Annotated in this window: 10 protein-coding genes; 6 read left to right on the forward strand and 4 right to left on the reverse strand. The window is 71.9% G+C overall.

What is annotated here, in order from left to right; genetic code table 11:
- Positions 1 to 150: 150 nt before the first annotated feature.
- The 3 genes from ABLE68_RS07885 to ABLE68_RS07895 are packed head-to-tail and all read left to right on the forward strand — an operon-like array spanning position 151 to position 4,798.
- The gene (locus tag ABLE68_RS07885) at positions 151 to 2,091 is read left to right on the forward strand and encodes a glycosyltransferase family 2 protein (RefSeq protein ID WP_348870765.1); all 1,941 of its coding nucleotides are present in this window, start codon (positions 151 to 153) and stop codon (positions 2,089 to 2,091) included.
- Positions 2,088 to 3,335 carry an acyltransferase family protein gene (locus ABLE68_RS07890; protein WP_348870766.1) on the forward strand — a complete coding sequence of 416 codons (1,248 nt, stop codon included), beginning with the start codon at positions 2,088 to 2,090 and terminating at the stop codon, positions 3,333 to 3,335. The genes ABLE68_RS07885 and ABLE68_RS07890 overlap by 4 nt, the downstream gene beginning before the upstream one ends.
- A 17-nt stretch (positions 3,336 to 3,352) precedes the next feature.
- Entirely contained in the window at positions 3,353 to 4,798 is a 1,446-nt protein-coding gene (locus tag ABLE68_RS07895; protein WP_348870767.1) for a flavin monoamine oxidase family protein, read from the forward strand.
- Here the strand turns inward: ABLE68_RS07895 and ABLE68_RS07900 are convergent.
- The gene (locus ABLE68_RS07900; RefSeq protein ID WP_348870768.1) at positions 4,788 to 5,930 is read right to left on the reverse strand and encodes a CDP-glycerol glycerophosphotransferase family protein; all 1,143 of its coding nucleotides are present in this window, start codon (positions 5,928 to 5,930) and stop codon (positions 4,788 to 4,790) included. The genes ABLE68_RS07895 and ABLE68_RS07900 overlap by 11 nt on opposite strands.
- A gap of 53 nt (positions 5,931 to 5,983) precedes the next feature.
- On the reverse strand, positions 5,984 to 8,083 hold the full coding sequence (locus ABLE68_RS07905) for a RecQ family ATP-dependent DNA helicase (protein ID WP_348870769.1): 2,100 nt from the start codon (positions 8,081 to 8,083) through the stop codon (positions 5,984 to 5,986).
- Between the two features lie 101 nt (positions 8,084 to 8,184).
- Between ABLE68_RS07905 and ABLE68_RS07910 the strand changes: the two genes are divergently transcribed.
- The 3 genes from ABLE68_RS07910 to ABLE68_RS07920 all read left to right on the forward strand — a co-directional run bounded on the left by ABLE68_RS07910 (position 8,185) and on the right by ABLE68_RS07920 (position 9,937).
- Complete coding sequence (locus ABLE68_RS07910) at positions 8,185 to 8,607, forward strand: hypothetical protein (protein WP_348870770.1); 423 nt, start codon at positions 8,185 to 8,187, stop codon at positions 8,605 to 8,607.
- Positions 8,608 to 8,688: 81 nt separating this feature from the next.
- The gene (locus ABLE68_RS07915; RefSeq protein ID WP_348870771.1) at positions 8,689 to 9,219 is read left to right on the forward strand and encodes a hypothetical protein; all 531 of its coding nucleotides are present in this window, start codon (positions 8,689 to 8,691) and stop codon (positions 9,217 to 9,219) included.
- A gap of 94 nt (positions 9,220 to 9,313) precedes the next feature.
- Positions 9,314 to 9,937: a collagen-like triple helix repeat-containing protein gene (locus ABLE68_RS07920; protein ID WP_348870772.1), complete on the forward strand. Its 624-nt coding sequence runs from the start codon at positions 9,314 to 9,316 to the stop codon at positions 9,935 to 9,937.
- Between the two features lie 4 nt (positions 9,938 to 9,941).
- Here ABLE68_RS07920 and ABLE68_RS07925 read toward each other — a convergent pair whose 3' ends face one another.
- Positions 9,942 to 10,661, reverse strand: a complete 720-nt coding sequence (locus ABLE68_RS07925) for a 2-phosphosulfolactate phosphatase (protein ID WP_348870773.1) — start codon at positions 10,659 to 10,661, stop codon at positions 9,942 to 9,944.
- A gap of 93 nt (positions 10,662 to 10,754) precedes the next feature.
- Positions 10,755 to 12,704 carry a M13 family metallopeptidase gene (locus ABLE68_RS07930; protein WP_348870774.1) on the reverse strand — a complete coding sequence of 650 codons (1,950 nt, stop codon included), beginning with the start codon at positions 12,702 to 12,704 and terminating at the stop codon, positions 10,755 to 10,757.
- Positions 12,705 to 12,731 lie beyond the last annotated feature (27 nt).

Raw genomic sequence — 12,731 nt, forward strand, 5'->3', positions numbered from 1 at the left:
GACCCACGTCGTCAGAACTTGCATCGTGCGAGCCGTTCTCGGCACGGTGGTTGGACGAGCGCGACTCACGCAGCGCGCCTTTCCGTATCGCACCACGTGCGCACCCGATCGGTCCCCGCACGTCCGTCGAGACCCCGAAAGGTCACGCCCGTGTCCCTCACCCTGGATCGCCGTACCCCTGACCAGAACCGCCCCGGACGGGTCGGTTCCCCCGACGAGGTCGTCTCCCCACTGGTCCGCAGCCGGCTGCAGGTCGCGACCCCCCGGCGCCACCGCGAGATCGTCGCGGTCATCGACCCCGTCTGGGCCGCGCCGGGCAACGACGTCACCGCTCGCGTCCGACCGCCGGCCCCCGTCGTGCGCGCCGCGGCCGAACGGCTCACCCGCTTCCTCCAGCCGGGCGAGGTCGTCGCCGCGACCGTCGACGGCCGGATCGCCCTGCGCCTGCGCCACGAGGACCGGGCCGCGCGCCCGGTCCGGCTCCAGGAGATGGCCTACCACGCCGTCGAGGCGCTGGACTCCCTCACCGATCGCGACGGCGTCATCGACCTCGGCGTCGGCTGGGCCCGGATCTCGCGCAAGCAGGACCCGCAGGAGGCCGGCGAGCACGCGGCCGAGGCGGCCGCCGAGTCCGTCCGGGCCCGCGACCTGCAACCACGCGTCCAGGGCGCCGGCGTGCGCCAGCGCCACCCGGCGGTGAGCTGGTTCTCGGCCAGCCGTCAGGTGCTCTTCGCGACCATCGGCTGCGCGGTCCTGCCGTTCCTCATGATGGTCGGCCTGTACGCCGTGGGGCTCGACGTCTCGACGTTCGTCTACTGGGCCCTGGTCGGCGCGCTCGGCATCACCGCCGCGACGATCTGGGCCGAGTGCTCCCAGGCGCTCGACCCGCCGCGCCCACCGGAAGCACCCGAGGGGTCGGCACCCCGGGCGACCGCCGTGATCGCGGCGTACCTCCCCAACGAGGCCGACACGATCCTCGAGACCATCGACACCTTCCTCGCGCAGGACTACTCCGGCGGGCTCCAGATCGTGCTCGCCTACAACACTCCGATCCCGCTCGACGTCGAGGACGACCTCGCCGACCTCGCGGCCGAGCACCCGGACCTGACCGTCCTCAAGGTGCCCGACAGCACCTCGAAGGCACAGAACGTCAACGCCGCGCTGCGCGTGGCCGAGGGCGAGTTCGTCGGCATCTTCGACGCCGACCACCACCCGATGGCGGGCTCCTTCGACCGTGCCTGGCAGTGGATCGCCGACGGTGCCGACGTCGTCCAGGGTCACTGCGTGATCCGCAACGGCGAGGACTCGGCGATGGCCAAGCTCATCGCCGTCGAGTTCGAGCAGATCTACGCGGTCGCCCACCCGGGTCGCGCGTCGGCCTTCGGCTTCGGCATCTTCGGCGGCTCCAACGGCTACTGGCGCTCCTCGGCCCTCGAGCGGATCCGCCTGCGTGGCTCCTTCCTCACCGAGGACATCGAGGCGTCGATGCGCGTCCTCGAGGCCGGCGGCCGGATCGTCAACGACCCCGGCCTCGTCAGCCGCGAGCTCGCGCCCGAGACGCCGAAGGCACTGTGGAACCAGCGGATGCGCTGGGCCCAGGGCTGGTTCCAGGTCTCCTGCCGCCACCTCTTGCCGGTGCTGAAGTCCCCCGTGCTGAACTTCCGTCAACGCGTCGGCGTGGTCTACCTGCTGGGCTGGCGCGAGGTCTACCCGTGGCTCGCCCTGCTGGCCTGGCCGCTGATCGGCTTCTTCGCCTGGCGTGACGGCGGGCTCGACCTCAGCTCGCCGATGTTCCTGGCGCTCACCCTCTTCGTCACGGTCTCCGGCCCGCTGCAGACGCTGGCGGCCTACCGCCTCGCGGCGCCGGAGGTTCGACGCCACAAGTCCTGGTTCGTCGCGGCCGCCCTCGCGAACCTCGTCTTCTACACCGAGCTGAAGAACATCGTGAACCGCGTCGCCCAGCTCAAGCAGCTGCGCGGCGAGCACCGCTGGGTGGTCACGCCGCGCAGCGCCAACAGCTCCGGCAACTCCGACGCCACCCCTGTTGAGGCCGGCGTCGAGACCGAGACCACCCGGGAGGTGGCCGCATGAGTGTGACGACCCTCGTTCGTGACCAGACCGAGCAGATCGACTCGGTCACCGCACCGGAGGCCCCGGAGGCCGGCGGACAGAGCTCGCCGCAGTACCCGCTCGGCTGGCTGCGCGGCATCGCGGCGCTCTGCGTCGTGTTCTTCCACGCCTACCAGCACAACCGCGACCCGCAGACCTGGGCGTGGCCGTTCAGCGGGTGGGGCCACCAGCTGATGCTGGGCACCGACCTCTTCGTCGACATGTTCTTCGTGCTGTCGGCGCTGGTGCTGTGGCTCCCGATCGCGCGCTCCTGCGCGGACGCCGGGGCGGGCCGACCCGGCCGGGTGCTGCTCCTGCGCCGGATGGCACGCCTCTACCCGTTGTACGCCGCCATCGTCGTGGTCGTGTGGGTCTGCACCAACCCGAGCCTGCCGGGCCACTGGCAGGACCTCGCGACCCACCTGACCTTCACCCACATCTACAGCGACGACTACATCTTCTGGACCGACGGTCCGGCCTGGTCGCTGGCGGTGGAGTTCCACTTCTACCTGCTGATGGCGCTGGCCGTGCCGTTCGTCAACCGAGCCGCCGCACAGCGACAGACCCGGCGCGGCCGGCTCGCGGTCGCCTCGGTGCTCCCGGCACTCTGCCTCGCGATCGGCCTGGGCTACCTCGTCTGGGCGACCGTGCTCAGCTCGCACCCGGGCGACGCCTGGTCGGTCTGGTACTCCGCGCCCTCCCGCGCCGCCGACTTCGGTCTCGGCATGGCGCTCGCGGTGATCGTCGCCGCCGGTGTCCGGCTGGGTCGCGTGGCACGCCTGGCCCTCGGCGTCCTCGGCCTCGTCGGCCTGGCCGTCCTGGTCATGACCCGCCCGATCGAGAACACCGACGTGAGCGAGTGGTGGCACCCGCTCTACTCGCTGGCCGTCGTCGTCGGCCTGGCCGCGGTCGTGCTGCACGAGGGCCCGTGGAACAAGGCCTTCGACTGGAAGCCGCTCGTCTGGATCGGCTCCCTGGGCTACGGCATCTACCTGGTCCACGAGCCGGTGATGCGCTTCCTCGGGTACGTCGGGCTGCTGCCCGACCCGCGCTCGGGCTGGGCCTTCGTGTGGACCGCCCTGCTGGTCGCCGTACCCGCGACGGCGCTGGCCTGGGTCAGCTCGAAGACCCTGGAGCCCGCCGGCCTGCGGATGCTCCGAACCATGGACAGGATGGGCCGCCCGCGCGACTACTACGAGCACATGGAGACCGCCGACCGCGGCTGATCGGTCAAGATGGGCGGGTGCACACGGTCGGCCGGCGCGGCGTCCTCCTCGGCGGGCTCGCCGGCGCCGCGGTCGCGGGGTCGGCGCGTCCGTCGGCGGCGCGTGGCGCACCACGGGTCGTGGTCGTCGGCGCCGGGCTGGCGGGCCTCACCACCGCTCACCGCCTGCGCCAGCGGACCGGCTGGCGGGTCGAGGTGCACGAGGCCCGCGACCGGGTGGGCGGTCGCGCGCTCACCGTGCGCGACCTGCCGGGCGGCCTGCACGCCGAGGCCGGTGGGTCCTTCGTCAGCACCGGTGACCACGCCTTCCGCAACCTCGCCCGGGAGCTGCGCGTCGGGCTGACCGACCTGGACACCGTCTGGCCGAGCGGCGGCTACGACTACCGCTTCGCCGGGCGCAACCGGTCGAGGGCCGCGGTCCTCCACGGGCGGCCGGAGGTGGCCCGGGAGGCGGAGCGTGAGTTCGGCCGGATCCCCTGGCCGGTCCGGCACGGCACCCGCGACCCCGAGGCCCTGCGCCTCGACCGGATGACCGCGAGCGCGTGGGTGGAGCGGCACGTCGCGCCGGTCAACCCGCTCCTCGCCGACTACGTGCGCACCTACGTCGAGACCGAGTACACCGCACCGGCCGACGAGGCCAGCGCGCTCATGGTGGTCGCCGACCTCGCGGCACCGTGGCGCAGCTACGACGAGCGCTTCGTCGTCACCGACGGGACCGACACCGTTGCCACCGCGCTCGCCGAGGGCCTTGACGGGTCGATCCACCTCGGGTCGGCTCTCGTGGCGGTCCGTCGACGCGCGCACGGCTACCGGCTGACCTTCGAAGACGACACGTCCCGCACCCAGGTCGACGCCGACGCGGTGGTCTTCGCGCTGCCGTTCCCGACGTTGGCGGCCGTCGACCTGTCCCGGGCCGGCTTCTCACCGTTGAAGCGGCGCGCGATCCGGCTGGGGGCGCTGGGGGTCGGGATGAAGGCCAGCCTCGTCCTGGACTCCACGCCCTGGCAGCCGGGCAGCAGCGGCGAGTCCTTCTCCGACCTGGCGACCGGCTCGACCTGGCCCGGACACCCCGGCCAGCAGAGCGACCAGGCCCTGATGGTCTGCCTGACCGGCGCGTCGGCGATGCCGCACGTCGCCGGTGCCCCGGTCCACGGGCTCGCGCCGCGGCGGCTCGCGGACGCCTACCTGCGCGACCTCGACCGGGTCTTCCCCGGCTCGCGGGCGGCGTACGCCGGGGTGACCCGGGTCGACCGCTGGGTCGACGATCCCTGGACGCGCGGCACCTACTCCTACTACCGCGTCGGCACGATGACCGAGATCGCCGGCGCCGAGGCTCTCCCCGAGGGCGCGGCGTTCTTCGCCGGCGAGCACACGGCCCACTACACGAACCGGTCGACGCTCAACGGTGCCGTCTGGTCCGGGAACCGCGCTGCGGAGCAGGTGCTGGCCTACCTCAGGCGGTGATCGCCGCGTCGTCGTCCGCGTCGGCGCCGAGCAGTCGGTCGCGCAGGGCGACCAGGTCGCCGACGGACTCGATGAAGCGGGTGGTGCTGTCGCCCACCTGGAGGTCGTCGAAGTAGTGGTGTCGCATCGCGACCCGGGCGAGGTGGTGCTCGTCGTGGTCGAGGCGGGCGGCGACCAGCTCGGTCAGGTCCGCGACGTCGACGTCGGCGAGCACGTCGGCGCAGCGGCTGACCGGCACCTCGCGACGGAGCCGCTCGGCGTCGTGGTGACGGTCGGTGATGAAGATCGGCTTCTCGGTCCGCAGGTAGAGCCAGTCGAGACCGACCGACGACACGTCGGTGATCATCGCGTCGCAGTCGGGCATCACGCCGAGGATGTCGCCGGCGGTGACGGCCAGGTGACCGGCGGCCGGGTCGCGCCGGGCGCCTTCCGCGACCAGCGCCATGATCCGCCGGTGGCCGTCCCGGATCGCCGGCACCGTGCTCACGGTGACCTTCGGGTGCGGCTTGTAGACCAGGCGCACGTCAGGCACCGCCAGCACGGCGCACACGATGTCGGGGCCGACGGTGTCGACCGACGTGTAGTCGTTGTACTCCGCGTCGCCCTCCCAGGTCGGCGCGTAGAGGACCGTACGGCGCGCGCTCGGCTCGATCACGGCCGGCGGGCGCAGGTCGAGCTGGGGCCGGCCGATCCGGACCAGGCGGCTGGTGTCGAACTCCAGAAGACCGGCGACGTGCCGCTGCACCGCGGCCTCACCGGCCACGAAGACACGGTCGTAGGCCTTGGCGTTGTTGCTCGCCATGCTCTGCTTGTCGCTCTCACCGTGGTTGATGTGGACGTGCAGCTTGCGACCGTCCAGGAGCGACTGGAAGTTGAGCATCGAGTTGTTGCAGTAGAGGACGACCTTGGCGTCGGACTCGGCGTAGAGGTCGTGCAGCTCGGCGAAGGACGGGGCCGGCGTGATCGGCAGATCGGTGCGCTCGGAGAGGACCTTGATCGTGTCCTCGTCACGCGCCACGATGCCCACCGCATGGTGCTGGTCGAGGAGCTCCAGCACGGGCAGCCACTGGATCAGCTGGTAGCTGCGAGTGGGGTCGTCGGCAAAGTAGGCGATGACATCGGCGCGGATCACTGGCGAATGTTACGGCCCGGTTGTTTCATTCGCGCAAACGGCTCTGCGACCCCTCAGGAGGTGGCCGCGAGCACCAGCGGACGGACCTCGGTCGCGCCGGCCGCACGCACCGCTCGGGCGGCCAGGGTGAGGGTCCAGCCGGTGACGACCCGGTCGTCGACGAGGAGCACGCGCTGCCCCTCGAGCCCCTCACCCTGGAGGGTGAAACGGCGTCCGACGGCGGCCACCCGCTGGGCGGAGTTGGCCGTGCCCTGACCGGGCAGGACGTCGGGATCGACGATCGCGAAGCGCCCGAGGACCGGCACGCGGAGGTAGCGGGACAGGCCGTCGGCGAGGTCCGCGGTCAGCAGCGGACGGGTCTCGGACTCGACGACCACGATGCCGTCGACGGGCGGGCGCCAGTCGCCGAGCACCTCCACCACCGCGCGGACCAGCGGCACCGGGACCGGGCCGTCCTCGACGCCTGGGGCGAAGAGCTCGCGCAGGGCCTGCCCGTAGCCGAGGTCGGTCAACCGGGCCACGGCCCGCCCCTCGAGAGCGGCCTCGGCGATCTTGCCCTTGAGGTCGATACCGAGGTTGGCCAGGGCGCTCGGCCACATCTTGCGCGGGTCGATCGGCACGCCGGGTCGCGACAACCGGGCGTCGGCCTCCTCGACCGCGGCCGCGGACACCTCGGTCGACAACGTGAGCCCGCCGCAGTTGTCGCAGCGCCCGCAGTTGACCGCCTCCGGGTCGTCGAGCTGGTCGCGCAGGAAGTGCATCCGGCAGCGGTCGGTGGCGATGTAGTCGAGCATCGCCTGCTGCTCGCGCTCCCGGGCCTCGGCCACCCGGCGGTAGCGCTCCTCGTCGTAGTCCCACGACTGCCCGGTCGACTCCCAGCCGCCGCGCACCCGGCGTACGGCGCCGTCGACGTCGAGCACCTTGAGCATCGTCTCGAGCCGGTTGCGGTTGAGGTCGACGTAGGTCTCCAGGGTGGCGGTGCTCATCGTGCGGCCCTCGGCGGCGAGCACCGCCAGCGTCTGGCGGACCTGCTCCTCGCGGGGGAAGGCGAGCGACGCGAAGTAGGCCCAGATGTCGCGGTCCTCGATCGCGGGCAGCAGCACGACGGTCGCCTCGTCGGTGCCGCGACCGGCGCGGCCGACCTGCTGGTAGTAGGAGACCGGGGAGGCGGGCGCGCCCATGTTGACCACGAAGCCGAGGGTCGCGTCGAAGCCCATGCCGAGCGCACTGGTCGCGATCAGGGCCTTGACCCGTCCGGACAGCAGATCCTGCTCGAGCGCCTGACGCTCGGTGGTCTCGGTCTGGCCGGAGTAGGCCGCGACCTCGTGGCCGCGCGAGCGCAGGTAGTCGGCGATCTCCTGGGTGGCGGCGACGGTCAGGCAGTAGACGATGCCGGAGCCGGGCTGCTCGGCCAGGTGGTCGGCGAGCCAGGCGAGGCGCTGCTGCGCCGTCTTGAGACGGACGACGCCGAGCCGCAGAGACTCCCGGTCGAGCGAGCCCCGGAGCACGAGGACGTTCGTCCCCATCTGCTCGGCCACGTCGTCGGTCACCCGGGCGTTGGCGGTGGCGGTGGTCGCGAGCACCGGGATGCCGTCGGGGAGGTCGCCGAGCAGGGTGCGGATGCGTCGGTAGTCGGGCCGGAAGTCGTGGCCCCAGTCGGAGATGCAGTGGGCCTCGTCGACGACCAGCAGGCCGCAGGTCGCGGCCAGCCGAGGCAGCACCTCGTCACGGAATCCCGGGTTGTTGAGCCGCTCGGGACTGACCAGGAGGACGTCGACCTCGCCGGCCCGGATCGACTCCTGGATCGGCTCCCAGTCCTCGATATTGGTGGAGTTGATGGTGACCGCGCGGATGCCGGCCCGCTCGGCGGCCGCGATCTGGTTGCGCATCAGCGCAAGCAGCGGCGAGACGATCACGGTCGGCCCGGCGCCCTGGTCGCGCAGGAGCAGGGTGGCGACGAAGTAGACCGCGGACTTGCCCCAGCCGGTGCGCTGGACGACCAGGGCACGACGCCGGTCGACGGCCAGCGCCTCGATCGCGGACCACTGGTCCTCACGGAGCGTGGCGTCGTCGCGGCCGACCAGGGCGCGCAGGTGGGCCTCGGCGCTGGCCCGCACGTCGGGGCGGCGTACGTCGGTCCCGGTGGCGGTCATGCGTCTTGTCTACCAGCGGCGACGGACACCGCCATGATCGAGGCTCCCTCGCCGACGTCACCTGCGAGTTTCGCCCCAGCCCGCTCGGGTAGTGCCCCTGCATGACCCGTACACCCCGCCGCCGTGACCGCATCGCTTCTCGTCTGGGGGTGCTGGCGGGCTCGAGCTCCCTGCTGGTCGCCGCCGTCCTCGTCGCACCGCCCGCCGCCGAGGCGGCGTGGGGGTCGGGCGCGCGGGTGCACGGCGGGGAAGTGCAGGCCTGCAAGGTCCGCAACGACGACGGTTCGCTCACGATCCGGACGCGGCTCGACAACCGGCGCGCCTCGCACACGCACCTCGGCGGGATGTCACGCACCCGGGACGGCCACCGCGTCTCGGTCAACGTCCGCGCAGCAGCCGGCAAGATCTCGGGCACCAAGTCGCTGCGCTGGCGATCGGGTGACGTCCTCTCGATCGGCATCGGCGAGACGACCGGCGAGGGCCTCGGCGGCAGCATCGACCCGTCGCAGATCCCCCACTGCTGACGGTCGGTATCTGCAGCCACCGGGCTCGCTCCTGAAAGATCGACGCGGCTCACTCGGGGTCGCCGAAGTCAGGAGCAGGTCATGAACAAGTCAGTCCCCATGGCAGCAGCCGGGTTCGCCGTCCTCGCCGTCGTCGCCAGCGGTCTCGCCGGAGTGAGCAGCGCGAACGCTGACGCGAAGGGCAGTGCCCCCCGGCAGCCCGCCCAGCGCGCCCAGGTGTCGGCGTGCAGCGGCGGCTCCGCGATCTCGATGAGCTCGCGGGCCATGGACTTCCAGAGCGTCACCGCTGGATCCACCACCGAGGTCGAGGGTTCGCAGAGCTCGGTCAAGGGCCCGAAGAAGGGCACCGACACCATCCTCGTCACGTTCACCGCGATGGCGTCGAGCGGTGGCGCGGGTGAGCTGACCACGGCGTCGCTCTACCGCGACGGCGTCGGGACCAGCGAGGGCACGAAGTACTTCACCTACAACAACGTCCTGGACCAGGCGACGGTGCAGTTCTGCACCAAGATCGGCAAGGGCCAGCACACGCTCGCGCTGCGGGTGACCGACGGTGGCGGCGGCGCCACGTCGCTCTACTACCCGACGATCACCTACCAGCGCTTCAGCTGACGCAGCCCGGCCCTGGGGTCGCCGTCCAGGTAGCCCATGGTCCGGTGCCATCCGGACCATGGCACCGGACGGGCGGCGTCCCTAGCGTGCGGGCATGACACACCTCGTTACCGCCCGTGGGGCCGTCCTTGCCGTCGCCGCAGCAGCTGCCTTGCTGGTCGCTGGAGCGACCGGAGGCGCCGTCGCCGACCAGCTCGTCACCGGCAAGCAGATCAAGGACAACACCGTCACGACGAAGGACATCAAGAACAAGTCCCTCCAGGTCGGTGATCTCGCTCCGGGCGCGCGCACGGCGCTGACCGGGCCCACGGGCCCGGCCGGTGTCCCTGGCACCCCCGGCGCCCAAGGGCCGGCGGGCGACCCGGGTCCGGCCGGCGTCGCCGGGGCCCCGGGTCCGACCGGTGTCACCAACTACACCGTGATCACGGCGCTGGACTCGGGGGTGGCCAACAACGGCTCCGGGTCGATGTCGGCCATCTGCCCGAACGGCATGGCCGCGCTCGGTGGTGGGGCGTCCTGGGCCGGAGGGTCGGCCGGCAGCTCGACGCTGTCCCGGAGCAATCCCTTCCTCGCCCTGCGCAACCCGGACGGGACCTGGAACGGCGGGTCCGCCGGCCCGTCCGACCACCTCGCCGACGCGTGGTACGCCGAGGGCAAGAACCTGGCCGGGGCCAACCGCACCCTGGTCGTCTACGTGATGTGCGCCCAGGTGGGGTGAGGGCTCAGCCCGCCACGAAGGCCGCCCCACGGAGCACCGGGACGACCTGGCTGCCGTCGAGCTCCAGCGCGACCTCGACGTCCTCGCCGAAGCCCCCGTCGATCAGCTCCCGGCCGCTCACGCAGCCGCGGAGCTGGTCGGCGAGGCGCGGCGCGACCGCACGGAACGCCTGCTCGGCGACCCGCGCCTCGGGGCTGAGGTCGTCGCGGCCCTGGTCGACCAGGGCCGCGATCACGGCGCCCGCGCCCCAGAGGTCCTCGACCGCCGGCCGGAGCGAGCCGTCGGGCCAGCGTTCACCGGCCGCGATCACGGCCACCGACCCGGCGGACACGAGGTGGCGGGCGACCGCGCTCGCGTTGCGCAACGAGGCGCCGACGACGCTCGCCCCCGACTCCGCGAGCGCGAAGCTGATCGACGACCCGTTCGGTGACGGCAGCACCAGCCGCTCCACCCCGACGGCGGCCCGCACCGACACCGGCGACAGGCTGACGCCCTCGCGCAACGAGCGACCACGCGCGAGCACGGCATCACGCTCGGCGGCGTACGCCTCCGCCCGCTCGTCCTTCCAGGAGAACGGGTAGACCGTCATGGCGGCGTCCACCGCCACCGTGAGCGTGGTGGTGAACGACAGGACGTCGACCACCACCGCGACCGAGCCGGCGCCGACCACGGCCGCCGCTCCCGTTGGCCCCCACTCGAACTGAACCGACCTGATGCCCGTCACCCCTCGCGCTTACCTGTGCCACACCGTCGGACGATCATCCCGCGGACCGGTCCCGCGGCCCGCGCGGCGGCGAAGCCGACGCGCGAGACGCGGCTACCAGATGCGCACGCGGTCCGCGGGGTCGAGCCAGAGCCCGTCACCCTCCACCGTCTCGAACACCTCGTGGAACTCGTCGAGGTTGCGCACGATGTTGGCGCGGAACTCCGGCGGGCTGTGCGGGTCGATCGTGAGGTACTGCTGCTCCTGCTCCTTGCGGCGCTTGGTGCGCCAGCAGTAGGCCCAGTTCATGAAGAGCTGCTGACGGGACTCGACCGACGCCTCGCCGCCCTGCGCGATCAGGTACGCCGTGTGGCCGATGGTCAGCCCCCCGAGGTCGCCGATGTTCTCGCCGACGGTGAGCGCACCGTTGACGTGCTCGCCCGGGAGGGCGCGCGGCTCGAAGGCGTCGTACTGCTCGATGAGCGCCTTCGACTTCACCTCGAAGGCGGCCTTGTCGCTGGGCGTCCACCAGTCGTTGAGGTTGCCGGCGCCGTCGTACTGCGCACCCTGGTCGTCGAAGCCGTGGCCGACCTCGTGGCCGATGACCGCGCCGATGCCGCCGTAGTTCTCGGCCGGGTCGGCGTCGGGGGCGAAGAACGGGCGCTGCAGGATCCCGGCCGGGAAGCAGATCTCGTTGGTGCCTGGGTTGTAGTAGGCGTTGACGGTCTGCGGCAGCATGAACCACTCGTCGCGGTCGACCGGCGACCCGATCTTCGCGAGCTCACGGTCGGTCTCGAAGGCGGACGCCGCCGCGACGTTGCCGAGCAGGTCGTCGGTCGTGACCTGGAGGCCCGAGTAGTCGCGGAACTTCTCGGGGTAGCCGACCTTGGGGCGGAACGTGTCGAGCTTCTCGTAGGCGCGCTGCTTGGTCTCCTCCGACATCCAGTCGAGGGCACCGATTGACTTGCGGTAGGCCGCCAGGAGGTTGGCGACCAGCTCGTCCATCATCGCCTTCGACGTCGGCGGGAAGTGGCGCGCGACGTACTCCTGCCCGACGGCCTCGCCGATCGCGCCCTCGACCAGCGCGACGCCGCGCTTCCAGCGGGCCCGGAGCTCGGGGGTGCCGTTGAGGGTGCGGCCGTAGAAGTCGAAGTTGGTCTCGACGAAGTCGTCGGTGAGGTACGCCGCCGCGGAGCGCAGCACGTGGGCGAGCAGCCAGGCGCGCCACTGCTCGATGTCGATCTCGTCGAGCACGGTGGAGAGGTGGCCGAAGTACGACGGCTGCCGCACGCACACCTCGGCGAGGGTCTCGTCGCTGCCGCCGAGGTTGGTGATGTAGGCGTCCCAGTCGAAGGCCGGGCAGAGCTCGGCCAGGTCCGCCTTGGTCATCAGGTTGTAGGTCTTCTGGACGTCGCGGGTCTCCGCGCGCTCCCAGTGGCCCGCGGCCATCCGGGTGTCGATGGCGAGCACGGTCGCCGCCGCGCCGGCCGGGTCGGGCTGCTCGGCGAGCTCGAAGAGCCGGGTCAGGTAGGCGACGTACTTCTCGCGGATCTCGGCGAACTTCTCCTCGCGGTAGTAGGACTCGTCGGGCAGGCCGAGGCCGCCCTGCACCAGGTTGAAGAGGTAGCGGTCGGAGTTCTTGCTGTCGGTGTCGACGTACGAGCCGAAGAGCCCGTGGCCACCGATCCGCTCGAACTCGCCGAGGAACGCCGCGAGGTCGCGCACGTCGCGCAGAGCGCCGACCGCGTCGATCAGCGGGCGGACCGGGCGCAGGCCCAGCTGGTTGATCTTCTCCTCGTTCATGAACGAGGAGAAGAGCGCACCGATCTTGTGGGCGTTGTCGTCGACGTCCTCGCCGGCCGCGACCTTAGCCGCGAGGTCCTCGATGATCGCGTGGACGTGGGCCTCCGCGGCGTCCGCCAGCTGCACGAACGGGCCCCAGCTCGAGCGGTCCGACGGGATCTCGACCTCGTCCAGCCACCGGCCGTTGACGTGTCCGAACAGGTCGTCCTGCGGGCGGATGGCTGGGTTCATGCCCTCGCGGGCCTCGTCGAGAATGCTCACGGCGTCGACCCTAACGACCCGATCCGC

Source organism: Nocardioides pollutisoli (genome assembly GCF_040045055.1).
GTDB lineage: Bacteria > Actinomycetota > Actinomycetes > Propionibacteriales > Nocardioidaceae > Nocardioides > Nocardioides tweenelious.